The organism is Halobacteriovorax sp. RT-1-1 (assembly GCF_047085455.1).
Classification (GTDB): domain Bacteria; phylum Bdellovibrionota; class Bacteriovoracia; order Bacteriovoracales; family Bacteriovoracaceae; genus Halobacteriovorax_A.
The window spans coordinates 958,060-980,891 of the sequence record NZ_JBKIXZ010000001.1 but is presented as its reverse complement, the minus strand read 5'-3'; the positions used below and the strand labels follow the sequence as shown (position 1 = coordinate 980,891).

The 22,832-nt window shown below is 36.5% G+C and carries 24 protein-coding genes and 1 tRNA gene; 11 read left to right on the top strand and 14 right to left on the bottom strand.

What is annotated here, in order from left to right:
* The first annotated feature begins 214 nt into the window (after nt 1-214).
* Nucleotides 215-880 carry a type 1 glutamine amidotransferase gene (locus ACMAWV_RS04875; protein WP_412469841.1) on the top strand — a complete coding sequence of 222 codons (666 nt, stop codon included), beginning with the start codon at nt 215-217 and terminating at the stop codon, nt 878-880.
* Here ACMAWV_RS04875 and ACMAWV_RS04870 read toward each other — a convergent pair.
* Nucleotides 877-1,728: an alpha/beta fold hydrolase gene (locus tag ACMAWV_RS04870; protein ID WP_412462907.1), complete on the bottom strand. Its 852-nt coding sequence runs from the start codon at nt 1,726-1,728 to the stop codon at nt 877-879. The genes ACMAWV_RS04875 and ACMAWV_RS04870 overlap by 4 nt on opposite strands.
* Nucleotides 1,729-1,791: 63 nt before the next feature.
* Here ACMAWV_RS04870 and ACMAWV_RS04865 point away from each other — a divergent pair, with 63 nt between their 5' ends.
* The gene (locus ACMAWV_RS04865; RefSeq protein WP_392991071.1) at nt 1,792-2,160 is read left to right on the top strand and encodes a hypothetical protein; all 369 of its coding nucleotides are present in this window, start codon (nt 1,792-1,794) and stop codon (nt 2,158-2,160) included.
* On the opposite strand, the gene ACMAWV_RS04860 is transcribed toward ACMAWV_RS04865, so the two are convergent.
* Genes ACMAWV_RS04860 through nth form a run of 3 tightly spaced genes read right to left on the bottom strand, consistent with a single transcriptional unit; the run spans nt 2,137 to nt 4,269 of the window.
* Nucleotides 2,137-2,916, bottom strand: a complete 780-nt coding sequence (locus ACMAWV_RS04860) for a DUF2797 domain-containing protein (RefSeq protein WP_103216941.1) — start codon at nt 2,914-2,916, stop codon at nt 2,137-2,139. The genes ACMAWV_RS04865 and ACMAWV_RS04860 overlap by 24 nt on opposite strands.
* 28 nt (nt 2,917-2,944) lie before the next feature.
* On the bottom strand, nt 2,945-3,622 hold the full coding sequence (locus tag ACMAWV_RS04855) for an alpha/beta hydrolase (RefSeq protein ID WP_103216520.1): 678 nt from the start codon (nt 3,620-3,622) through the stop codon (nt 2,945-2,947).
* Entirely contained in the window at nt 3,619-4,269 is a 651-nt protein-coding gene (gene nth / locus ACMAWV_RS04850) for an endonuclease III (RefSeq protein WP_103216519.1), read from the bottom strand. Before nth ends, ACMAWV_RS04855 begins: the two co-directional genes overlap by 4 nt.
* Nucleotides 4,270-4,338: 69 nt before the next feature.
* Between nth and yidD the strand changes: the two genes are divergently transcribed.
* Both yidD and ACMAWV_RS04840 read left to right on the top strand, forming a co-directional pair.
* The gene (gene yidD, locus ACMAWV_RS04845; RefSeq protein WP_103216518.1) at nt 4,339-4,578 is read left to right on the top strand and encodes a membrane protein insertion efficiency factor YidD; all 240 of its coding nucleotides are present in this window, start codon (nt 4,339-4,341) and stop codon (nt 4,576-4,578) included.
* Nucleotides 4,575-5,921 carry a D-alanyl-D-alanine carboxypeptidase gene (locus ACMAWV_RS04840; RefSeq protein WP_103216517.1) on the top strand — a complete coding sequence of 449 codons (1,347 nt, stop codon included), beginning with the start codon at nt 4,575-4,577 and terminating at the stop codon, nt 5,919-5,921. The genes yidD and ACMAWV_RS04840 overlap by 4 nt, the downstream gene beginning before the upstream one ends.
* Here ACMAWV_RS04840 and ACMAWV_RS04835 read toward each other — a convergent pair.
* The 4 genes from ACMAWV_RS04835 to priA form a co-directional block, all read right to left on the bottom strand.
* Nucleotides 5,918-6,652 (bottom strand): substrate-binding periplasmic protein, encoded by a 735-nt coding sequence (locus ACMAWV_RS04835; protein ID WP_412469842.1) that lies wholly within the window; start codon nt 6,650-6,652, stop codon nt 5,918-5,920. The two genes, ACMAWV_RS04840 and ACMAWV_RS04835, sit on opposite strands and share 4 nt — an antisense overlap.
* Nucleotides 6,636-8,102: a sensor histidine kinase gene (locus ACMAWV_RS04830; RefSeq protein ID WP_103216515.1), complete on the bottom strand. Its 1,467-nt coding sequence runs from the start codon at nt 8,100-8,102 to the stop codon at nt 6,636-6,638. Before ACMAWV_RS04830 ends, ACMAWV_RS04835 begins: the two co-directional genes overlap by 17 nt.
* 99 nt (nt 8,103-8,201) lie before the next feature.
* Nucleotides 8,202-8,801 (bottom strand): LysE family translocator, encoded by a 600-nt coding sequence (locus ACMAWV_RS04825; RefSeq protein ID WP_412469843.1) that lies wholly within the window; start codon nt 8,799-8,801, stop codon nt 8,202-8,204.
* 3 nt (nt 8,802-8,804) lie between these two features.
* Nucleotides 8,805-10,841, bottom strand: a complete 2,037-nt coding sequence (gene priA, locus ACMAWV_RS04820; RefSeq protein WP_412469844.1) for a replication restart helicase PriA — start codon at nt 10,839-10,841, stop codon at nt 8,805-8,807.
* Between the two features lie 57 nt (nt 10,842-10,898).
* Here priA and lgt point away from each other — a divergent pair, with 57 nt between their 5' ends.
* Complete coding sequence (gene lgt / locus ACMAWV_RS04815; RefSeq protein ID WP_103216512.1) at nt 10,899-11,678, top strand: prolipoprotein diacylglyceryl transferase; 780 nt, start codon at nt 10,899-10,901, stop codon at nt 11,676-11,678.
* On the opposite strand, the gene ACMAWV_RS04810 is transcribed toward lgt, so the two are convergent.
* The 3 genes from ACMAWV_RS04810 to cysS form a co-directional block, all read right to left on the bottom strand.
* The gene (locus tag ACMAWV_RS04810) at nt 11,668-13,788 is read right to left on the bottom strand and encodes a patatin-like phospholipase family protein (protein WP_392991062.1); all 2,121 of its coding nucleotides are present in this window, start codon (nt 13,786-13,788) and stop codon (nt 11,668-11,670) included. The genes lgt and ACMAWV_RS04810 overlap by 11 nt on opposite strands.
* Nucleotides 13,789-13,836: 48 nt before the next feature.
* Nucleotides 13,837-14,337: a hypothetical protein gene (locus ACMAWV_RS04805; protein ID WP_103216510.1), complete on the bottom strand. Its 501-nt coding sequence runs from the start codon at nt 14,335-14,337 to the stop codon at nt 13,837-13,839.
* A 99-nt stretch (nt 14,338-14,436) separates the two neighbouring features.
* Nucleotides 14,437-15,897, bottom strand: a complete 1,461-nt coding sequence (gene cysS, locus ACMAWV_RS04800) for a cysteine--tRNA ligase (RefSeq protein WP_392991060.1) — start codon at nt 15,895-15,897, stop codon at nt 14,437-14,439.
* Nucleotides 15,898-15,953: 56 nt separating this feature from the next.
* On the opposite strand from cysS, the gene ACMAWV_RS04795 reads away from it, so the two are divergent.
* The 3 genes from ACMAWV_RS04795 to arsB all read left to right on the top strand — a co-directional run bounded on the left by ACMAWV_RS04795 (nt 15,954) and on the right by arsB (nt 18,804).
* The gene (locus ACMAWV_RS04795) at nt 15,954-17,288 is read left to right on the top strand and encodes a dihydroorotase (RefSeq protein ID WP_103216508.1); all 1,335 of its coding nucleotides are present in this window, start codon (nt 15,954-15,956) and stop codon (nt 17,286-17,288) included.
* An 87-nt stretch (nt 17,289-17,375) separates the two neighbouring features.
* On the top strand, nt 17,376-17,792 hold the full coding sequence (locus tag ACMAWV_RS04790; RefSeq protein ID WP_412469845.1) for an arsenate reductase ArsC: 417 nt from the start codon (nt 17,376-17,378) through the stop codon (nt 17,790-17,792).
* Between the two features lies 1 nt (nt 17,793).
* Nucleotides 17,794-18,804, top strand: coding sequence for an ACR3 family arsenite efflux transporter (gene arsB / locus ACMAWV_RS04785; RefSeq protein WP_412469846.1), 1,011 nt, complete (start codon nt 17,794-17,796; stop codon nt 18,802-18,804).
* A gap of 1 nt (nt 18,805) precedes the next feature.
* Here the strand turns inward: arsB and ACMAWV_RS04780 are convergent, their stop codons facing one another.
* Genes ACMAWV_RS04780 through ACMAWV_RS04770 form a run of 3 tightly spaced genes read right to left on the bottom strand, consistent with a single transcriptional unit; the run spans nt 18,806 to nt 20,460 of the window.
* A complete protein-coding gene (locus tag ACMAWV_RS04780) occupies nt 18,806-19,366 on the bottom strand; it encodes an AAA family ATPase (RefSeq protein WP_412469847.1) in 561 nt (186 codons plus the stop codon).
* Nucleotide 19,367: 1 nt separating this feature from the next.
* Nucleotides 19,368-20,207 (bottom strand): hypothetical protein, encoded by an 840-nt coding sequence (locus ACMAWV_RS04775; RefSeq protein WP_412469848.1) that lies wholly within the window; start codon nt 20,205-20,207, stop codon nt 19,368-19,370.
* A 19-nt stretch (nt 20,208-20,226) separates the two neighbouring features.
* A complete protein-coding gene (locus ACMAWV_RS04770) occupies nt 20,227-20,460 on the bottom strand; it encodes a hypothetical protein (protein ID WP_412469849.1) in 234 nt (77 codons plus the stop codon).
* A gap of 216 nt (nt 20,461-20,676) precedes the next feature.
* On the opposite strand from ACMAWV_RS04770, the gene folE2 reads away from it, so the two are divergent.
* From folE2 to ACMAWV_RS04755, 3 genes are all read left to right on the top strand, one after another.
* Entirely contained in the window at nt 20,677-21,615 is a 939-nt protein-coding gene (folE2, locus tag ACMAWV_RS04765; protein ID WP_103216503.1) for a GTP cyclohydrolase FolE2, read from the top strand.
* 131 nt (nt 21,616-21,746) lie between these two features.
* Nucleotides 21,747-21,822 (top strand) — tRNA-Val (locus tag ACMAWV_RS04760).
* Between the two features lie 341 nt (nt 21,823-22,163).
* A complete protein-coding gene (locus ACMAWV_RS04755) occupies nt 22,164-22,658 on the top strand; it encodes a hypothetical protein (RefSeq protein WP_146037747.1) in 495 nt (164 codons plus the stop codon).
* The last annotated feature ends 174 nt before the right edge of the window (nt 22,659-22,832 follow it).

Here is a 22,832-nt window from a genome sequence, read left to right as displayed (position 1 = left end):
TGTATTTAAATATTTGGCCTTTAAAAATACTGATTTTTCAAACTTTAATTTGAAAAGTGCCAAAAGTTTGAGGTGTAACGGAACTTATTAAAGTGTCAATTTTCATAAGAAGTAATTTCTTTTTTCGACAAACTTCTTTTAGCTTTTTAACAATTTTGTTAGATTATGCCCTCATTAATTAACGCATTTTTATTCGAGCTTAGAAGGTGAAATAATGAAGAAGCCTATTGCTATCATTGACTGTGCTATCAACAATCCGTCTTACAATTGTATGAATCAAATGATTCAAAAATTTAATATACCGACGACATATCATTGGGTATCTCAATTTGGATGTGACTCACTAGATAAAATTGAAGAGGCCAGTGGCTATATCATTTTCGGCTCAGACTCAAACGTCTACCAAAGACTTGATTGGCAAGTCGATCTTGCTAAACGTATGAAAGAAAAATTAGAACAAGATATCCCTGTTATGGGAATTTGCTTTGGCCATCAACTCATTGCCGATATCTTTGGCTCAACAGTTGATATGGTTAAACCTGATAATCAGCTTTTTGAAGGGACCAGAAAAACAAAAATTCTCATGGATAAATTTGGTTTTAATAAGGGTGAAGAATTTAGTCTCTTTATTACCCATCACTACGAAGTGAAAGAGCTTCCAAAAGGTTTTGTTCACCTAGCAACTTCAAATGATTGCTTCCTTGATGGGATTGCTCATGAGACTCTTCCATTCTTTAGCTTCCAAGGCCACCCTGAGGCATCGCAAGATTTTGTCGATAGTCATATTGAGATGACTCTTTCAGATGAAGAGCTAAAGTCAGGTTACGAAGGTGGACGTAAAGTAATCAAAAATTTTATCGACTATATTCAAACTCGTTAGAAAATTAGTTTTTTAACTATTTCCCTAAGATAGTTAAAATAAGGTGTACGATACTTTTCAATTTCTTGATATTGTTCGTGTCGTGCGCCTTCTATCTTTGTAATCGTAAAACTTGTGTCTACTTCCTTTAAGTACCTTTCAAGTTCAGGAACACTAACTAGCTCATCAGCAGTTCCATAAGAAATATATTTCTCCACTTCATCATTAATAGGCTTTGAAAATACCTTCTTACTACAGGAAACCATTTCAAGTAGAAGTTTAGTGTGAAGCTTTTGAAGATTAAACGGATCGTTCTTAAATTCTTCAACAACTTGATTACGGTGAGATAATGTATTTAAGTCAACAAGGCCACCAAGTGGTATCGACATTTTAATCGAGGCCAGCTTGCTAAAGTACTTGCCTTTCACTTTATTAACAAACTTTGCGAAGGGACCACCTACTCCAACAGGAGGAGCGTTTACAATTATAGCTCTAGGTTTTGGGCCATCTTTTAAGTTATTCTGAGTGAAGCCACAAGTGATTAGAGCACCCATCGAATGCCCATAGAGAATATAATCTTCCATTTTATAATTCTCTCTTAAATGCTTAAGGCAATCTTCAAGGTCTAACATATACTGCTCAAATGGATCGATATATGCTTTTTCTCCACCACTTCGGCCATGACCACGAAGATCATATTGAAAAACGTTTACATCAAAGCCAAAAATTTCTTGCAGGTATTTATGTCGACCTAAATGCTCACCTATTCCATGAGTCGCTATTAGCCAGTACTTTGCACCGTGCTCAACGACTTCGGTATACAATTTGACACCGTCACGCATAGGAATCGCTCTTTTAATTGGCTCCATATTTTACCCTTTGATTAATTTTTATTTAGCTTTTATAATTATACTTAAATTTAAGGAAAAGTAATGTTTTGTCCAAAGTGTTTAAGTAACAGTGTACATCTAAAAGAAAAAGGCGTCATTCATATATTAGTTAATGGCCGCCAAAAAGATACTGGCCGCTTTCTATACAACTTAGAAAGACGTAGTGAAATAGCTCAGAATATTTCAAATAAGATTCTTGAGCATTTCAAATGGATGGCAAGCTTTCAAAATACGAAGCCAGTGGAACATGTGAACATCATCACTTCTGATGCTAAATGCGACAATGGTTGTGCGATTCCTCTAACGCAGAAGTTTTCGCTTCTTGACCATTTAGTTTCAACAAAAGAAGTGAGGAATATGGTTCAGCTCCACGCTAAAGAATGTGGCCTAGACGTCGACCTCGACATTTAAAAAGTAACCACCATGCTTTCGCATATTCACACAACCTGTATCTAAAATAAGATACTGACCTTTTATTCCCATTAAAGTCCCTTCAATAACAGGATTCTTATCGAAACCAAGAGACTTAACCTTCTTTGGAAATTCAATTACTGGATACTCAATATGAGTCACTTCTTCTTCAATATCATCAAGACCAAAACTATCAATTAAGTCTGCAAAGTCATCATAGATCTGATCGCGAAGCATTTCTAAATCTTCATCTGCAACTTCATTCATAAGCATTTTGCGCCAATTAGTCTTATCCGAAAATGCTTTTGCAATCTCAACCTCGATCTCTCCGGAAGTTTTTCTATCAGGTACCTCTAAAATAGGTAGAGCATACGATGCTCCTTGATCAATCCAACGAGTAGGAATTTGCGTGTGACGTGTGATCCCTACTTTCACATGAGATGATACAGCAAGATAAACATAGTGAGGAATCATACAATTCTTCTCTCCCCACTCTGGCTCGCGACATGTTCCTTTATGAAAATGGCATAGCTCAGGCTTTACGATACACGTGTCACATTGTGCAAGTGTAATCATTTCTTTATAAGAGTAGCCTTGGGAATATGACTTCTTAATTAACTCACCAGAGTAGACAGAGTTTATCTGACCATCAAAACTTAGCTTGATCTTCTTTTCAAGAAGATCATTCATATAAAGAAGCTCATCACCTAAAGGTAAATGATAGTGAGCTAGTCCGTCCTCAAGAGACGTTTTCATTTTGCGAATATTTCCACTTAACATATTTCTACTTTCCTAAAAAATCTTTTAACTTTTGAATAACTGGCATTGGTATTTCATGGCCACCTTGGAATGGGTGGAATTCATATTCATTAACCTTCTCAAGATAACTCTTAAGCTTCTCACTCAGAAAATATGGAAGAATAGGATCAACACTTCCATGCGATTGAAAAATTGGAATATGCTTAATATGCTTTGTATTTTCTGCAATATGCGCTTCATCAAATAAAGTAGATGAAAGTAAGAAGAGACGCTCAATTAAATGAGGTTCTTTATATGCAACGGCAAGACTTAGCATTGAGCCTTGTGAGAATCCCCCTAGGAATACTTCTGTGCTATTCTTTTTAATCTCTTTGATCAAATGAACTAAGCGATCACGCATATCTTCGATTCCATCAGGAACACTCTGAGAGAAGAAATCTTCGATTCGTCCTTCCATCGAAGCTTGTTGAAGTCCCATCATATCGATTGGAAACCAGGCACTTCCCTTCATTCCCATTCCAATATCAACTTTCATCGGTCCATCGACAAAATACCAATTGAATTCATCCTTTGGATCTAGATACTGATATAGAGGAGCTAAATCTTGAAAACTTGCTCCATATCCATGAAGTACTACGATTGACTTATTTGTACTTCCTTCTTGTAGTAAAATATCAAAATCATTAATTCTTGTTACTCTCATTTCTTTGTCTCTACTTTTGATTTACGATTTGGATATACATAGCGACAGATTGGACATTCGAGTCCAAAACATGATCTCGCCTTACAATATTCGCGGCCATAGAAGATAATTTGCAAGTGAAGTTTATTCCAAAGATCTCTTGGAAAGAGTTTCTTACAATCCTCTTCTGTTTGTTCGACATTCTTTCCCTTTGTTAGGCCCCAACGCTGAGCAAGCCTGTGAATATGAGTGTCCACAGGAAAAGCTGGTACATCAAAGGCCTGGGCCATAACAACAGAGGCCGTTTTATGACCGACACCAGGAAGCTTTTCAAGATCTTCAAAACTTGCTGGAACTTCTCCATCATGTTCATTAACAAGAATTCTTGAGAGATCATAAATGGCCTTAGACTTTCTTGGAGAAAGTCCACAAGGTTTAATGATTTCTTTAATTTCTTCTTGTGTTAACTTCATCATGTCGCGTGCGTTATCGGCCTTTGCAAAAAGTGCCGGCGTCACCTGATTAACTCGTTCATCTGTACATTGTGCTGATAATAAGACAGCTATCAGTAAGGTGAACTCATTCGTATGATCTAGAGGCGTTGGAGTCTCTGGATAAAGCTCCTCAAGTGCCTCGACAATATAGTCTGCTCTTTCTTGTTTTAACATCTTCTTTCCTATTAATTTGAACCATAAAAATTTAGCAAATTATCCATGAAAATGCTAAAATAACGCGTAATGAGATACATTTTCATCAAATTAATCCGCTTTTACCAAATAGCAATCTCCCCATTTCTCGGGGCAAATTGTCGCTATACTCCAACATGCTCTCAATATGGCATTGAGGCCTTTTCCAAACTGCCATTTCACATAGCATTTTGGAAAACAACAAAACGTATTGCGAGTTGCCACCCATGGTCAAAAGGCGGATATGATCCTGTAACTCTAGACTGTTGCCATAAGGATAAGCACAAATGAAGTTTTTAGTTTTAATATTTTTTTCTCTAGCATCTCTTGCCACAACATCAATCGACAATTTAAAGAAAGAATTTTTAGATAAGGGTGACGAATTAAGTTACTTCTTACAATGGGATAGTGGTAAATCAAGATCCCTCGATTCAAAAAACTCTTTTATCCCCGCTTCGATTTTTAAAATATTTTCGGCTTATTACATCCTCGATAAATTAGGTACAGACTATCGTTTTAAAACATCGATTGCCTCAAGAGGACATATTTCAAACGGGACACTAAAGGGAGACCTTATCCTAAGTACTTCAGGTGACCCCTACTTTCTAACAGCACAAGCCTATGATCTCATTGATGCAGTAAAGGCAGCTGGAATAAAAAAAGTAGAAGGAAAACTCATTGTTGTTAATAATTTTGTCGATCTAAATCGTATAGGAAATGTTGGACTAGATGACCAACCATATAACCAAAGTATTTCAGGCCTTAACATAAATTTTAACCGTTTCAAGTCGATCGGACGTGACGATAAAAATATTTTCCCAACTCACAATGGCCTAGAAATTAAAAAGTCACCTAAGCCACTAGGGCCTGGAGAAGTTTTTCGTCATATCAAAAATAATGAAAAGGAATCATGGGTTTATACAAATTCCAAAGATTACTTTCTAGAAGTACCTATAAGAGACTCTCTACAGTTTAATGCTAATTATTTTAATCATCACTTAAAGATTGCGGGCATTGAAACAAAAGGCGTGGCGTTTGAAGAAAGTTTTACTAAGTCTAAAATTTTAAACACTGTCTACTCTGTGCCTTCTTTAGATATGGTAAAATTATCTCTCGAGTACTCAAATAACTTATTTATTGAAACACTAGTCTTAAAAGCGACAAAAAAAGATAATTTGAAAGATGCTGCTCAAAAAATGGTTAGCGACTTAAAGCTACCTGTTAAAGGCGAGCTTACTAATAGTTCTGGACTGAGTGTTAACATAGAAATGTTAGCTCAAGATATTGTTAATTTCATCAATAAGAACGCTTATAAGAAATTTGGAAATAACTACTTCATTAACCTACTTTCAATTACTGGTCACAGTGGTTCTCTACATCGCAAGTACTTAACTAATGAAGGGTTTGAGAAGTACCGCTATAAAACAGGAAGCCTCGACTTCGTTTATAATATTTGCGGAAGAAGCTTTGAAGCCGATCCTGTTACTTTTTGTGTCATGATCAATAATCCAAAAAAGAGACAACTTCTAATGGGTCCAAACTCTGCAAAGAATGAGAAGTTAAGACAAGAAGCAAAAGCTTGGAGACGTTCTAAAGAACGCTTTAGTGAGCTCTTAATGTATGAGTTAAACTAAAGATTTGAAAACTGACGACAACAAGGGCGATCTTTAATTAGCTTTAAGAAATGATAAAATTTTTCGCTTGTGATAATAGAATCTTGAGTGACTAATGCTCGGTGAGAATACTCTTGATCGTAGTGAGTAGAGATAATGAGTTTATCTTTTAAATTTTTATTATCTTCCAAAAATTGAGTTAGATAAGACTCTGTTATGACGGCAATATCTCCACGTCCCTTTAAGATACTTAAAATATTTCCTTCATGTGAGTTGGTATAGATTAATTTCGCATCGTATTTCTGATCAATATCAAAATCTAGAAAACCATAGTGATAACCATCATAAAGCAAAATGCTCTTCTTTTTTAAATCCCTTAAGTAAGCATGAGTTCTATTCTTATCTTTTTTAGCGATAAATTTTTCCCCACCTTTTAAAAAAGAAGGAGTCATATCATATTTTATGCCACGTTCTTCCCATCCCCACTTAGGACTTTCAAATAAAATCAAATCAAAGCGCTTCGTTGTAAAGTCTCGATAGCGACGTCTTGCAGATGTTTCCACAATCTTAAATCGATATTCACTCTGAACCTTATTAAGCTCTTTTATAACCTCATAAACGAGTCCAGACTTCTTTCCATTTTTAGAAATATAAAATGGTGGGAATTGATAAGCACCAACATGAACTTCCTTGGCAGCAAAGAGAGAAGTAGAAAAAGCAAATATTAAAGCGTACTTAGTGAAGTAATTCACTAGCTTCTCCACTATATCTAGGTAACGATAAGATAAACTTCGTATTTTCAGACTTCGAATCATATCTAAGATAGCCATCATTATTTAACATCATCTCATAAGATAAACTAAGTCCTAATCCTGTTCCCTTATTTACATCTTTAGTCGTGTAAAAAGGCTCCATAATACGGCTTTCGATTCTTGGATCAATCCCTTTTCCACTATCAATGACTTCGATATAAAGATTTTCGAAATCTTGTTTTATAGAAACGATAATTAATCGTTCGTCTAATTCCTCAATCGCATCAATCGAGTTATTAATTAAATTAACAAGAACTTGGCTAATTTGAGTTTTATTAGCATAAATTAAATTATCAATAGAAGATTTATCGTAAGAGAATTCTAAACGGATATCTTTTTCCGCCAAACGTCCTCGACAAATAGATGAAACAATTGATTCTAATTCTTCACACCTAATAATCGTTTTTAAATCCTTTTGACCATCACGAGACATTGTCGACATACTCTTAACAATATCAGTAATTCGATCTGCAGCAAGCTCAACCTTTTCAAGAATGTATTCACACTTTTCGCCATTAACACATTTCTTTAATCGATTTAGATTTCCAAGAATGACAAATAATGGGTTATTAATCTCGTGAGCGATCCCAGCGGCCATTTGCCCTAGGGCAGCGAGTCTCTCTGATTCGTGACTTCTTTCTCTTTGCTCATATAATTCCTGAGTTCTTGTCGTAACTATCGCCTCAAGCTCTTCATTATATCTCTTTAGCTTTACGTCTCTTAAAATAATTTCGGTTAGAGTTTTATTAAGTGTTTTTGCAAAGAATGATAATTCATTAAGAACAAATTTTTCACGTATTGGGCGGAAGTCACCACTGGCAATACGGCTTGTTCTATTTACAAAGTGCTTTAGAGGATTAAAGAATAAATAATAGTAAGCAATTGATGTCACAATCAAAGATAGAACAAGTCCCGATATAAACCATACCCCAATCATCTTCATGATATTGTGAACATAGATAGCATTTAATTGATTCGAAAATCTAATTTCAACACTTCCTATCTTCTTGCCCTCATATATAACTTCAAAATTTTCAATGACTATTTCAGGGCTTACATATTTTGGGGCCGCTGCTTCAACTAATGAAATCTGACTCAAAAGACTTTCATTCTCATCTCTAACAGTAATAGCAGTAACGGCCTGGTCGCTTGAGTTAACAAAGACATTAGAAATTTTCTGAATATATTCTTTATTTAAGTTCCAGATAGGAAGTTTTAGAGAATTTACAATCTGTCTTGAAATGATTTCTCTATCATTCTCAAAACGAACCCTTTCCTGATTACTATGAATACTGTAAGTAGCTGCGCCCATGACAAAGAAGCTTATTGTTAGTACTACCCCCATAACAATCGGAATAATAAATGAAAAGCGAACAGGTGACTTGTGCATGTCCAATATCTACATGCGTTATTTAGATTTAGCAAGTACTTTGTAAATAGAAATCGTTTTAAGACAATTAGGTTAGACTAATATAACTAGTAATATCAACTACTTAGAGATAGAAGTTGAAATCATCCAAATCCCTACTGCGATTAATAGGATACTAAAAAAGTACTGGGCCTTCTTCCCGCCTAAAACGTGGGCCAGACGATTACCCATAAAAAACCAGAGCAGATGAGCACTAGCTCCACCAAAAAAAAGCACGGCACTAAAAAGTGTTAGAAAGAGTTTCCCCTCATTTAAAAATGGTGAGTAAACACTAATTGTGAAAACTAGGAATTTGGGATTTAGGGCCTGAAAAATAGCCCCTTCTAGAAATGAAGGACCTTTATTATTTTCTTCCTCATTCTTCACCTCTACTTTCTTCACATTAGTAAGGCTTTTATAGGCCATAAAAAATAAATAAAAGGCTCCAAAAACAGGAAGGTATCTCATGAGCTTCTCATGTTTCATGATGAAGTCTGTTGCACCATATAGACAAAGTAGAAGTCCTGAAATAGTTGAAAGCCATAACCCAAGTATGAAAGGTAGAGTTTTCTTAAAACTATAAGTTCCCCCAAGGCCGGCCAAAGTTATATTTGCAGGGCCAGGTGAATAACAAAGAGGGGCCACGATAAAGAAGAAGCTAGTAATTATTTTTGAAAGCATAAATTAAGTATCCATTGGATCGACATCGATTTTTACAGAGAAAGAATAGTCGATCTTATTTTGAGCGCGAAAAATCTGCAATACTTGATTGAGCTCGCCCCCATTCTTACACATTAAAGACATGCTCCATGTGAACATATTCGCACGCCTTTCAATCATAGCAGGAGTAGGGCCCCATACTTGGCCATCGATTCCCAACTGATCCATTAGCCCACGAAGCTTTTGAATTTCACTTGAGAGATTGGCAATTATTTTGTCGCGATCTCTACCAGAGACGTGAATATTTGCCATCTTTGTATAAGGAGGAAATAGACCAAACTCACGCGTTGTTAATTCGAAATCATAAAAACCAGAAAAACTATGTGATTTGATAAAATCGAACATTGTATTATCTGGAAGCATCGTTTGAATTGCAACCTTAGCGTGATTTGAATATCGCCCTGCTCGTCCTAAAATTTGAACAATCATTTGGTAAGCTTTTTCCATGGCCCTAAAGTCAGGGAAGTTTAGCATTGAATCAGTTCCTAAAATTAAAACGAGATTAACTTTTTTAAAGTTGTGACCTTTAGAAAGCATTTGTGTTCCGACAAAGATATCAATATCACCTTTATGGAAACGCTCAAGCTTATCTTCTAGCTTATCAAGATTTGTGATCTCATCGCGATCAAAGCGCTCAATCTTCTTAGTAGGATAAAACTCTTGTAAAACTTCTTGCAGTCTTTCTGTACCGAATCCCTTTTGTAGCAGATTCATATTTCCACATTCAGGACAAATTTCTGGTCTTGGAATTTGATAGTCTGAATGAGAGCTTGAAAGAATATTTTTATTTTTAAAATACCTTAGTGGTACACCAGTATTAGGATCTTCGAATTTATAACCACAACCTCGACACTGAAGATAATTTGAAAAACCTAGGCGATTTACAAAAACGAGAACTTGCTCGTCTCTATCTAAAGCTTCACTAATCATATCTAAAGACTTCTTTTCAAATGGCCAAATCGATAAGGCATCCATATCTTTCTTAGCACCATGAGAGCGAGAGTCTAATAATTCAATCTCCGGAAAGCCGCCGGCAACTCTCTTTTCCAATGAAAAGTAATTCTCTGGTTTAAGCTTTGAAAAAGTGAAGTAATTTTCTAATGAAGGCGTCGCACTACCAAGAACGACAGGTGCATTGAATAGCTGTGCTTTCTTAATGGCAACATCGCGCCCATTATAAGGACAACGATCTGTTTGCTTAAATGAGCTATCATGTTCTTCGTCAACGATCACAAGGCCTAGGTTTTCAACAGGCAAGAAAACACTAGAGCGCACTCCCATTAAAAGAACTGGCCGATCAGATTTCTTTAAAAACTTCCAAATAGCATTCTTGTGAGAAGGTGTTACACCCGAGTGATACGGAAGAATTGGACAATCCAAATATTTTTTAAACGTCTCCATAAACTGAGGCGTTAAGTTAATTTCAGGTAGCAAGAAAAGTACACTCTTTCCCTTCTTTAATACATTCTTTATCAAGTGAAGATAAATTAATGTTTTTCCTGATCCTGTAACACCATGAACGAGAAAGCGATCAAATCCATTATCAAGCTTAGCATTGATACTTTCATATATGGGCTTTTGTAGCGGAGATAGTTCATGTTCAAAATCTTGGTTATCACCAAATTGAGTTTCAACTTCGCGAGGACGTTTTAAAATTTTTGGCAAGCAGTCCCAAGCAAGTTGCCCAAGATTGTAGTGATAGTAACGAGACATCCAATCGTAGAGCTTCATCTCACTTTGTGATAATGAAAACTCTGGCGCGAGAACTTCGTTGATTGGCCTAAGCTTATACTTAGTAATCGTTTCTTCTAATTCTTTTTGCGTAATTGTAAATGGTACGACAACACCTTTAGCCTTCCTTCTACCAAGAGGGACTTCCACAAGGGTACCAACAGGAATCTCCTCTCCTAACGTCTTATAAGTAAGAACACTTGGTAGTTTTGGATAATCAACCGCGACTTGGCAATAATGTTGAGCGTTTAGTGTATTAACGTCTTGCATAAGATTTTAAAGTAAAAAGTAAGTGTAAAACCTACACTATCATCATACAATAAGTATATGATTACATGGAATGTTGATCCAGAAATATTTAGAATCGGACCTATTGCCGTTCGTTATTACTCACTAATGTTTATCGTTGGTTTCTTTATTGGTGAGCGCTATTGTCGCCGCTACCTAATCAAAGAAAAAAACTTTACTAAAGACGAAGTAAGCTCATTATTAAACTACATGATTGTAGGTTGTGTCGTTGGTGCACGTCTAGGTCATTGTCTCTTCTATGAGCCAGGTTATTACTTAAGTAATCCCCTTGAGATTCTCTATGTATGGAAAGGTGGACTTGCAAGTCACGGTGGATTCCTTGGTGTTATCGTTTCAATTTACGCCTTTAAGAAAAGAGTTAAAGATGTCCCACTGATGTGGCTTCTTGATCTTGTTGCAGCACCGGCCCTTATGACAGGTGGATTTATTAGACTTGGAAACCTAATGAATTCTGAGATCTTTGGTCATCCAACAAATCTTCCATGGGCGTTTAAATTTGTTCGTGCAGATAATATTGCTCGCCACCCTACTCAGCTCTACGAAGCACTTGGCTTCTTTGCAGTTTCAGGACTTGTTTACTACCTCTATTCAAAATTTCACAATAAGTGGCAATCTGGACGCTTTTTAGGAATTATCTTTATTGGTGGTTTTGCATGGCGATTCTTTGTGGAATTCTTTAAAGAAAACCAAGTGGCATTTGAACAAGGTATGGCCCTAAATATGGGACAAATTCTAAGTATCCCACTTATTATCGTTGGTATTATCTTAGTTCTTTATAAACCTGTTACTAAAGGTTAAGCCCAAGTTCTAAACCAGTACCAATTTCTTTATTTTCTGTTGCATGAATGTAGTGAACAAATGGCTTAATACGTACTTTTTCATATAAGGTAAAAAGTGGATAGAATTGGCCATAAACTCCAGAACAAGATTTAAAATTTGCACGGAAGCTACTACATTCGACAGAGCCATACTTATCGGTACTAGAAAACATATAGCCTCCTCGTACACCTAGGCTTATTTGTAAACTCTCATCAGACCAGCTAAGCATTGTCTTTTCAATTCCAATATTAGGAATAAAAACATTGTCATCATCTTTAGATTCTTGAAAGTCCATAACAGAATTTAGCATCAATCCAACACCCCAGCGCCAACTCTTTATCGATCTTGAAAAGTCGTCAATTGCACGAGTGTACGAAATTTCTGCAAGAGTTCCTAAATCAATTGAGAAGTACGACTCATAAGGAATGTAGTAAATAGAATCAAGATAGGCTTTTGAACCTAATTTTGCGACAAATTTTTCGGTAGCGTTGAGTTTATCAGTATAAGACTCAATAGATGTATGTAGTTTGTTTATAACCAAATATGGCGCATCACTTCGATTTATTCTCTTCTCTGTTTTATGAAGCTCATTAAAGAGAAAGTCTTCATCCTTTAGTTTTCTAAGTGTGTATTGAGTTATATTTTCTTTTTCTTTGAATCTAAATTCCCCATATCGATTTTCATATAAACGACTCTTTTTAAATGATTCCGTTCGATGACACAATTTTAGCTCTAGCTCTTGCTCACAGTTTTCAATAACCTTTGCTACAGAGATTTTTAAAATTGTCTTTAAATTCTTATTAAGTCCTTCAAGACAGATATGATTAAAGTCCTTTCTTTCAACAACTTCAACAATACAAGCTTCATCTTGATCAAATTGGATTCTTTTAGGCATCTTAAATTTTCGTCCCGAGTGATTCTTTGCAATATAGTCACTAGTAAACTTTTTAGAATCCGCATAACCAACTAAGAAATCAAAACGTCTAAAATCTTCTTCAAAGAAACCAAAAAAGGCATACATCGGAGAAGAAGCCAGAGGCAGTGATACAGTTGAGCTCATAGAATTAGAAAAACTAGGAGACTCATAAAAAGCAATTGTTTCACGAGAACGGGCCGTTCCTATAAAGCTATCAAAAATATCAAGAACATACTTTGCGACTTCCTTTCCATTCTCTTGAAACTCACGAGTTTCATAAAGTAAGTGTTCATCGCTTGGATCAATAATTAAAAGCAAATTATCCTTAGCGACTTTGTGCCTAGATACCTTATTAACGATTGTTAATGGAATATTATTAAACATCCCACCATCGATAAATGTTCTTTTTGTAATTGAACTCAATGGACACTTTTTCTTCGATTTAAAGTCCTCGTACTTACAATACTCAATATCAACCGGTTTAAAGGCCAAAGGAAAGGCTCCAGAAGCCTCGATTACCTGTAAGAGTTTTGTTAAGTTATCATTTTGATTCTTAGTGAATGGTAAGTAGATTTGTCTCGTCGAATTTGTGGCAATTGGATAGTTTTCGATGATAGGAGGCTTCCCCTCACCTTGACCACGAATTCTAAAAATGGCCTCATTTAGCATTTGAGGAAATTTTCTTCCACCTTTGTATACTTCAATAATCTCAGGCTTCTTTTGAGTAAGAGTGATTCCAAAAACAATATCGATATCAGCTCGTAAGCCTTCATTCCAGATTTGGCGTGCATCTTTATACATTGATTGAATCGGCTTTTTAGATAAAAAGTTAGTCATGGACATTTGCTTATTATCCGCTAGTCGATCAATTCCTAAAGGCACCCAAAGTCGCCAAAAGAGTGAGTCCTTTACAATATACTCTCCACCGTGAACTCTTCCGGCTTCAAGAAAAGTAATCAAAGCGTTCATACTACCAGCAGATGCTCCAGCATAAATTTGTGGCGTACGCTGTACTTGATAATTTAATTTTTCAAATTCAGTTAGATAACTTAAGAATCCGCCCTCATAAGAGCCTAGTGAAACACCACCACTTACAACAAGGGCCGTATTGACTTGTTTTGCGAAAGGTTGAAAACAAAAGAGGAAGCTCAATAGTAGGATAAAACGTTTCATTCTAGTATTGTATTTGCTTCCTCTATTTGTGCCAAGTAAAGCTTAAGCTTACTTGCAATATGATAGATCTAAGTCATTCAAATTTTTGTAAATACTTGGACTAAATGCTTTATCCCAAAGATCTTGGCCGGCCATTTTATCCAGCGCCAGATCTGTTAATTTTAAGTTTTTATTATAAGCAAATGTATTTGCCAGAGCTCCAAATAGAGATCCGCCTTGTCCTTCGACTGCGTTACCATAGCAATTCATATCATCTTTAATATAGTCGTAGATATCGATCATACGCTCTTTACCCATACTATCTGCTGAGTAATACTTAAGTTCTCCACCTTCAATTACAGTGAACTTTTCAATTAGGCGATCGACCATCTCTTGCGAGAGCTCTTTACAAAGCCTCTTCTTCTTACTCTTTGACCCATTCACATGAAGATCTGCAATCACTTCATTTGTGGCCTTAACAAAGCAGTCTACAAATTGTTTTGAGTTAATTTGGGCCATTGAACTTGATGAAATAAGTACTAAAGCTGTTGAAATTACTAGATTTTTCATGAAAATCTCTCCTCGTGTCAATTGCGTATATAAATAAAATTACCACAAGGAGAGAATATAAAGGTCTTTTAAGAAACAATTACAATAGGTGTTCGGTCATTAGACACGAACAGACCACGTCACTTCATCACCACTTTCTTGGAAATCAATTCCTAAAGCGTTTAATTCGTCACGGGCCGCATCTGCTGCATCCCAATCCTTAGCAGCACGTGCATCCGCTCGCTTTGCCAGAAGCTCATTAACTTTATCAAGGGCAATCCCCTTTCTTCTGATTTGAACTTCCTTAATTTCATTTAAGAATATCTCAGGATCCATTGCAAAAAGAGCACTCATTTTTCCATACTTTGCAATCCACTGTGAAAATGCAATTGCAGTAGGTGCAGAGTTTACATCCTTTGCTTTCTTTTCAAGATTTAATGTATTGAAAGTTTTAACTGCTTCATAAACCGCAGACATCATCTCACTTGTATTGAAATCGTCATTACATGCTTTCTCAATCTTTGCATCTAAACGCTTTAGGTCTTCTGCAAGTTTCTTATTAACTTTTGCACTTTCATTAGTTTCAAAAGTAGCTGCATGTTTGGCCACTTGAAGTGCGCGGTAAACACGAATTGCACCACCAAAAGCCTGATCAATTTTTTCATCAGTCACATCAAGCATTGAACGGTAGTGAGTTGAAAGCATAATATATTTTAAAATTTCTGGATGATACTCATCCATGAAAGCGCGAGCAGTGATGATATTGCCAAGGGACTTACTCATCTTCTCTCCACTCATATTGATGAAGTTATTATGCATCCAGTAGTTTACGTATTTACAAGAATTACATCCTACACCTTGAGCTATTTCGTTTTCATGATGTGGGAAAATTAAATCAATTCCACCGCCGTGGATATCAATAGATTTTCCAAGAATCGACTTGATCATCGCCGAACATTCAATGTGCCAACCTGGACGACCCTTCCCCCATGGAGAATCCCAAGACGGCTCACCTGGTTTAGCAGGCTTCCAAAGAACAAAGTCCTTAGGATCTTTTTTGCGCTCATCAACTTCGACTCGCTCTCCCGAATTGAGTTCCTCTAGATTTACACCTGAAAGCTCACCATATGATTCAAGCTTTGTTGTTTCGTAGAAAACTTCTCCGTCCACAACATAGGCCATGCCATTATCGATGATACCTTGAACGTATTCAATAATTTCAGGAATATAATCCGTTACTTTTGGATTATGCGTATGAGGACGAAGTCCTAGGCGCCCAAAGTCTTCTTGAAAGTATTTAATATAGCGCTCTGAGATTTCAAGGGAATCAACACCTTCCTCATTTGCTTTATTAATAATCTTATCATCAACGTCAGTGTAATTATAAACGAAGTTCACATCGTAACCGATATGCTCCATCCAATTTCTTGCGAAGTTAAAAAAGATAGGCCCACGAAAGTTTCCAATATGAAGCGGTCCATAAACAGTTGGTCCACAAAGATAAAGCTTAACTTTGCCTTCTTCTAATGGCGTAAAAGTTTCTTTCTTCTTTGTTAAAGTATTGTAAACTACTAGTGACACTATCAACTCCTCTATTTTTTTATGCAGATAGAATAACCGAAAAAGGGAAAACTGTCATGAATATCCGTGAATTCGACCTAATCATCAAAAACGGCACTCTACACTCTTCACAAAAAAGCTGGCAAGAAGATATCGGAATAAAGGACGGTAAGATAGTAAAATTAGCTAAATTTAATGATTCTGATCTAAAAAGCGCTGCCGAAGTTATTGACGCACAGGGACTCGATATTCTTCCAGGACTTATCGATTCACAAGTCCACTTCCGCGAGCCAGGTCTAACACATAAAGAAGATATCGCTCATGGCTCAAAGGCCGCCGTTCTTGGTGGAATTTGTACTTTCTTTGAAATGCCAAATACAAAACCTGCAACAACAACTATTGAGGCAACCCAAGTTAAAGTTGATATTGCAAAAGAAACTTCATATGCAAATTTTGGCTTCTTCATTGGAGCAAGTGGAAAGAATCTCGACGAGCTTGTAAAGTCACAGGATATGGTTGGATGCTCGGGAGTAAAAATCTTTCTAGGTAGCTCAACAGGTGACCTTCTCCTTTATGATACTGACAAACTAGTTGAAATCTTCAAGACTTTAGACTGCCATATTTCAGTTCATAGTGAGAGTGAGGAAAGGCTTCATGCCAATGTTGCCATCCGTGATAATGCAAATGGAGACGTTCACGCTCATTATAAGTGGCGTGATGCTCAGACGGCCCTTGAATCGACAAAGATGATTATCGAAGTTGCAAAGAAAGCAGGACGTAAGGTTCACATCCTTCACTTAACAACAAAAGATGAAATTGAATTTTTAAAGGATCAAAAAGAGCATTGTACAATTGAGGTCACTCCTCAACACTTAACTCTCTTTGCTCCAGATATCTATGACAAGATCGGAACTCTTGCGCAGATGAATCCACCAATTCGCACAAAGGATCACACAGATGGACTTTGGGAAGGACTTAAAAGTGGTGTGATTGATGTTTTTGGAAGTGATCACGCTCCTCACACTCTAGAAGAAAAAGCTCAACCCTACCCAGCTTCTCCTTCGGGAATGCCTGGTGTGCAAACAATGCTTCCAGTAATGCTTACTCACGTTGAAGCAGGACGACTAACTCTAGAAGATATTGTTAAGTATTTAGCAGAGAATCCGGCCAAACTTTTCAAGCTTAACAAAGGCTTTATTCAAGAAGGAATGGATGGTGATCTGACAATCCTTGATATGAACAAGCGCTTTACTATCAGAAACGAAGACCAGGCATCTAAAGTCGGTTGGACTCCTTTTGATGGAATGGAAGTAAAAGGATGCCCTACTTATACAATCGTTAGCGGACAAGTTGCTATGGAGCATGGAAAGGCCATTAAAGTTCAGGCCCAGCCGATTGTAAGGACAAAGTAAGCGATAACCAAATCTTAATAATTAAGAACTACTCGATTCATTACGAAGTTTGTCATAATAGGATATTATTTAAAATATAGGAATGTAATGAAGAAGAATATCCTCTTTCTATGTACAGGAAACTCGTGTCGCTCGCAAATGGCCGAAGGCTGGGGTAAGGCCCTAAAAGGCGACAAGTATAACTTCTACTCTGCTGGCACAAAGAAGCATGGGCTTAATCCTTATGCCGTGGCCGTTATGAAAGAAGTTGGTGTCGATATCTCAAATCACGAATCAAATACAACGGACGAAATTGAAGCAAAGATGGATATTGTCATCACAGTTTGTAGTGACGCCAATGAGAACTGTCCCTACTTTCCTGGAGGTAAGATCATTCATATTGGTTTCGATGATCCTCCTCGTCTCACTAAAGACTTTAGCGATGAAGAAGAAATACTTCAGGTTTATCGCCGCGTGAGAGATGAAATAAAGACAATGGTAATTAATTTAGAAGAGAGAATATAAGATGGGATTTTTTGAGCGCTATTTAAGTATTTGGGTAACTATCTGTATCGTCGCAGGTATTATTCTAGGAAAGGTCCTTGGCCCATCAATTTCAATTTTAAGTGAAATGAATATAGCAACGGTTAATATCCCTGTTGCAATTCTTGTGTGGCTTATGATTTTTCCGATGATGGTACAAATCGACTTTAATTCCATCGCAGATGTTGGAAAGAACCCAAAAGGTCTAAGCCTAACTCTTATCATCAATTGGCTTATTAAGCCTTTTACTATGGCCTTCTTTGCATGGTTATTCTTCTCAAAAATTTATGCTGCTTACTTAAGTCCAGAGCTCGCACAAGAATATATTGCGGGAGCAATTCTCTTAGGTGCTGCACCATGTACCGCTATGGTCTTTGTTTGGTCTTACTTAACAAAAGGTGATCCGGAGTACACACTTGTTCAAGTTGCAATTAATGACCTAATTCTTTTAGTGGCATTCATCCCTATCGTTCAATTCTTACTAGGTGTCACAAGTATTTCAATTCCATACGATACACTCATAAGTTCAGTCGTGATCTTTGTCGTGATTCCTCTACTTGCAGGTTATATCGCAAATAAAGTCTTGATCAAAAAATTTGGTATGAAATGGTTTAATGAAGTTTTCATGGCCAGACTTAAGCCAATTTCAATTGTGGCCCTTCTTACAACTCTTGTTCTTCTCTTTGCCTTCCAAGGGGAGAAGATTTTAGCTAATCCACTACATATCCTACTAATAGCAATTCCTCTAACAATACAAACTTACTTCATCTTCTTTGTCAGTTGGGCAATTGGCCGCAAGATGTGCTTACCACATAATATTTTATCACCTGGTTCAATGATTGGTGCCAGTAACTTTTTTGAACTTGCTGTAGCCGTTGCCATCGCCCTTTTTGGTCTCAACTCAGGAGCGGCCCTAACAACAGTTGTGGGAGTTCTTATTGAAGTTCCAGTCATGCTTAGTCTTGTTAAGATTGCAAATAAATGGCGCTATTAATTTAAGAAAGTAGAGATTTTATTTCTACTTTCACTTCAGTTAAGTCAAGATCATCAATATTAGTCGTATTAACAGTGAGGCTTTTACAATCTAATTCTAACTTTTCAATCTTACCTTTTGAAAGTGAGTCTTTGAATTCATCGAAGTTTAAGTGATCTTGATGCCCTGGATGTCTTTTCCCAGACAAGGCCCTAGTCTTAAAACGTTCAAATAAGACGGAGCCATCACACTCACAATATATCGTAAGCACCCTTGCATCATACTTTGAGATAAAGTCTTTTAAAATTGGTGTATCGAATTGATTCGAAAAATTACTTTCTACCAACAAGCTTTTATTGGCATTAAGCTGTGCTTTAATAAAAGAATATAAAATTGGGTAACTTGCTTTTCCAAGTTCTTTTGACCAGGCCCTATCCTTCACTCCCAAGCTATTAAATAGGCTTTCTTTGATTATATCTTTTCCAATCAATGGTAATGAGAACTCTTTTGCGAGTTCTTTTGAAATCGTCGTCTTTCCTGTTGCAGGTAAGCCAGATACGATAATGAGAAGAGGACTATTCATTTTAATTCTCAACAAGCTTGGCAACTCCTACGAGCTTTCCATCATCGTAGTAATTTGCCATCTTCATTCCACGATCAATAATGAAGTGAAGGAATGTATTATCGACGATACGAATAACAAATGAACCATCGCTACCTTCTAATATATTGCGATTGCCACCGGTACCGCGAGAGTGAGAGTAATTCTTTCCATCTTCATCATACAAAAGAATCTCTGACTGGCCATCTGTTCCCTTTCCTTCACTATCTTTGAAATATTCAATATTGATGACAATACGGTGGGTTTGACCTTTGTACTTGCCTTCTAAAATTTTAATATTTCCTGCATATGAACCATTCATACGTTTGAATCTTTTTTCATCTTCAATGACTTTAGTTCGCGCTAAATAGACAAGGGGCTCTTTAATTGCCGGGATCGGAGAGAATTTTACATTCTTATATATTGAATCAGCGACTTTTGGTTTTACCTCAGCTTTTTCTTTTTCTCTTCTCCAACGTGATTCATTCTGAAACACAGGCTTATTTTTATTAGGTGCTAATTTTTCTTTTATTGAATTTCGAGCAATAAAGCCCGTTGGATCTTTCATGATCTCATTTACTTCATCTTTATCTACCTTAATTTTTTCAAGACCAAGGGCCGCTAAGAATAAAGTAAAGGCTTGTGCCAAGGCTTCATCCCCGGCCTTATCAATGACAGGAACTTCCTTAATGACTTCAACTTTCTTTTCTTTGATGACTTCGACTTCTTTGATTTGAATTTCAGGATTTTGTCTTTGGGATTTTCCAACAAAAAAACCAACCGTAAGGCTGGCGATGACAGCAATAATTAATGTGTACTTCACTTAATCTTCCTTAATTAAATTAGTTCAGTATGTGGAGTGTTTCCTCAGTTCCATAAGTGCAGTTTTCACAAGTCACCTCTTCATGGATATAGAGGTTGTCGTGATCGGCCAAATGAGTAACAGTGAACTTGGCCCCACATTTAGGGCAACACTCAATCTGTTTTTTGACGTCCTCAATCTCACCAAAGTATCTGATGAAATTTTCGACTCTTAGGGATCTTTCCTTCATATCAAGCTCCTCGTCATTTTCCATTTTACCTTATTTAAAAAAAATAAGCTTATTAAATGAGGTTATTTCCCAGAAATCAGTAACTTACGTTCATAAAGAACCTATACAAGTAGTGTATAGCCTTATAATTACTACGGAGTTCGTTTGCCAAAAGTGCTTGAACACGTTAAAACGTGCTATTATTAATGAAACCAAGGGTTGGACCACACCTACCTCTGTATAAGGAACAAAAGGACTCACATGAAAAATATTGAAGCACTTAGAAATAGCCGCGAAGATATCCTTAATTGCCAAATCAAAGATGAAACAGGTTTAAATGACTTTCAAAAGACAGCTAATGAAGTTCATATCGCCATTCCAAAAGTTGGTATTGAAAGATTTCGCATCCCTCTAAATTTTGAACACAGAGATGGAACTGTTAGATCAACAGATGCACAAGCGTCGATGTTCGTATTTCTAGAAGCACATAAGACAGGTGCAAACATGTCTCGCTTCTGTAATATTCTTCAAGCGGAAGGCTTAGAGAAAAATGTTAACAATGAATTCTTTGCGACAGTACTTAGAAGATACCGTACAGATCTTCGCGACTACGATACTGAACCACTAATTCCACAGGCCCACCTAACTCTAGACTTTAACTACCCTGTTAAACAACAGTCACTAAAGTCAGGAAACTGGGGATGGCAATACTATAAAGTATCAATGGAAGGTGTTGAAGGACGTGATGGTATTCCTCTAATCAACCTAACAATGGAATACGAATACTCATCAACTTGTCCATGTTCTCTTTCAATGTCGAAGCAGTACGAAGAACAGTATAGAAATGGAGAGACAACTGAAGGAAGTGGTATTGCTTCTGCTCACTCACAAAGATCTGTAGCGACGATTACTGTAACTTATAAGGCAGAGTCAAAGTTTCACTTAGAAGATTTAGTAGATCTAATGAGAATTGCTCTTCCAACTGAAACTCAGTCTCTTGTTAAGAGACTTGATGAGCAAGCATTTGCTATTCTTAATGGCGATAATCCAATGTTTGTTGAGCACTCAACAAGACGTATCTCAGAAGTTCTAAACTCAGCAGAAGAGATTCTAGACTGGCAAGCAAAGGTTGAGCACTTAGAAAGTCTTCACAGCCACAATGCTGTTGGTTATATCAGAAAAGAAAATCCAAAAATTTAATCATAAAAACAAAGGCCTCTAAATAAGAGGCCTTTATATTTCAAAAAAAATTAATTTTTTTTAAAACTTTTTAAATTTTAGTATTGACAAGTGAGAGTGAAATCCTTATTCTAACTCCACTTCAAATCGGAGGGCGATTAGCTCAGCTGGGAGAGCGCTACCCTTACAAGGTAGATGTCGGCAGTTCGATCCTGTCATCGCCCACCACTTTTTTGTGGTACATTCAAAAGAAAAAAATCGGAACTCTACAGAGTTCTTTTTTTTTGCCTTTTTTCTTCCTTAAATATTCAGCCCCGAAAAATAGATAACCTCATTACTATCGACTTAGTATTTTTACAAAAACAAACTCAATACAATCCATTTGTCTTCTTTCGAGCCAATTTGTCATAAAGAATTTGTCACAATTGGACATTGTCGAACGAAATAACATTCAAACAGAGAAAAAATTTACGGCCAATAATAACTATTTTAATTTTTCCTCATCAAAACAACTAAAAAATATAGAAATTGATAAATCAATTTTTGATAACAAACTAACGGAGGAATTTATGAAAAAAATTATCGCACTTGCTGCTGCACTACTAAGCGTTTCATCTTTTGCACTATCTGCAAACGATTCATGGGATACAATCAGAGCTGAGGTAAAAGCTAACCCAAGCCTAGAAATCTCTTCAGGATACTCAGTATTTGTTGGTCGTATCGTAACTGCGTTTGATGTATGTGTTGACGGTGACAACTTTGTTACACTAAGCCAATACCCAATTTACGAAAGAAAGTGGATCGGTGGAAGTAAAGAAGGTGACAGATATAAAGACATCGTAGTTGGTTACGAAACACTAACTTTCCCAATCTCAAGAGAAGTAACAAGAAAAGTATGTCGTGGTAAAGAAGATAGAAACTGTAAAACAGTTACTTCAACTGAAACTCAACAAGTTGTTAGAGATATCACTGTTTCAAAAATCACTCGTGTTGCGGGACGTGACAGAGATGACAAGAAAGTTGAGCTTTTCTCAAAAACTTTCGAAATCCCAGCTTGTCTATAATTTCAAGTATATATAAAGTTTGAGGCCGAGTTTATGCTCGGCCTTTTTTATTTTCTACTGACATCCTTCTTGGATGACAGTTAAAAACCCTACTTCTACTGCCGTTGTCACAAAAAAAATAAATATCCTTTGTGTTTTTTAGACATCTTATTTCATCAAAAATATAACCTCTAC

Excerpts from the sequence above, each read along its gene's own strand:
- ACMAWV_RS04875 (WP_412469841.1), top strand. The coding sequence starts at position 215 with ATGAAGAAGCCTATTGCTATCATTGACTGTGCTATCAACAATCCGTCT.
- ACMAWV_RS04870 (WP_412462907.1), bottom strand. The coding sequence starts at position 1,728 with ATGGAGCCAATTAAAAGAGCGATTCCTATGCGTGACGGTGTCAAATTG.
- ACMAWV_RS04865 (WP_392991071.1), top strand. The coding sequence starts at position 1,792 with ATGTTTTGTCCAAAGTGTTTAAGTAACAGTGTACATCTAAAAGAAAAA.
- ACMAWV_RS04860 (WP_103216941.1), bottom strand. The coding sequence starts at position 2,916 with ATGAAAACGTCTCTTGAGGACGGACTAGCTCACTATCATTTACCTTTA.
- ACMAWV_RS04855 (WP_103216520.1), bottom strand. The coding sequence starts at position 3,622 with ATGAGAGTAACAAGAATTAATGATTTTGATATTTTACTACAAGAAGGA.
- nth (WP_103216519.1), bottom strand. The coding sequence starts at position 4,269 with ATGTTAAAACAAGAAAGAGCAGACTATATTGTCGAGGCACTTGAGGAG.
- yidD (WP_103216518.1), top strand. The coding sequence starts at position 4,339 with ATGAGATACATTTTCATCAAATTAATCCGCTTTTACCAAATAGCAATC.
- ACMAWV_RS04840 (WP_103216517.1), top strand. The coding sequence starts at position 4,575 with ATGAAGTTTTTAGTTTTAATATTTTTTTCTCTAGCATCTCTTGCCACA.
- ACMAWV_RS04830 (WP_103216515.1), bottom strand. The coding sequence starts at position 8,102 with ATGCACAAGTCACCTGTTCGCTTTTCATTTATTATTCCGATTGTTATG.
- ACMAWV_RS04825 (WP_412469843.1), bottom strand. The coding sequence starts at position 8,801 with ATGCTTTCAAAAATAATTACTAGCTTCTTCTTTATCGTGGCCCCTCTT.
- priA (WP_412469844.1), bottom strand. The coding sequence starts at position 10,841 with ATGCAAGACGTTAATACACTAAACGCTCAACATTATTGCCAAGTCGCG.
- lgt (WP_103216512.1), top strand. The coding sequence starts at position 10,899 with ATGATTACATGGAATGTTGATCCAGAAATATTTAGAATCGGACCTATT.
- ACMAWV_RS04810 (WP_392991062.1), bottom strand. The coding sequence starts at position 13,788 with ATGAAACGTTTTATCCTACTATTGAGCTTCCTCTTTTGTTTTCAACCT.
- ACMAWV_RS04805 (WP_103216510.1), bottom strand. The coding sequence starts at position 14,337 with ATGAAAAATCTAGTAATTTCAACAGCTTTAGTACTTATTTCATCAAGT.
- ACMAWV_RS04795 (WP_103216508.1), top strand. The coding sequence starts at position 15,954 with ATGAATATCCGTGAATTCGACCTAATCATCAAAAACGGCACTCTACAC.
- ACMAWV_RS04790 (WP_412469845.1), top strand. The coding sequence starts at position 17,376 with ATGAAGAAGAATATCCTCTTTCTATGTACAGGAAACTCGTGTCGCTCG.
- arsB (WP_412469846.1), top strand. The coding sequence starts at position 17,794 with ATGGGATTTTTTGAGCGCTATTTAAGTATTTGGGTAACTATCTGTATC.
- ACMAWV_RS04780 (WP_412469847.1), bottom strand. The coding sequence starts at position 19,366 with ATGAATAGTCCTCTTCTCATTATCGTATCTGGCTTACCTGCAACAGGA.
- ACMAWV_RS04770 (WP_412469849.1), bottom strand. The coding sequence starts at position 20,460 with ATGGAAAATGACGAGGAGCTTGATATGAAGGAAAGATCCCTAAGAGTC.
- folE2 (WP_103216503.1), top strand. The coding sequence starts at position 20,677 with ATGAAAAATATTGAAGCACTTAGAAATAGCCGCGAAGATATCCTTAAT.
- ACMAWV_RS04755 (WP_146037747.1), top strand. The coding sequence starts at position 22,164 with ATGAAAAAAATTATCGCACTTGCTGCTGCACTACTAAGCGTTTCATCT.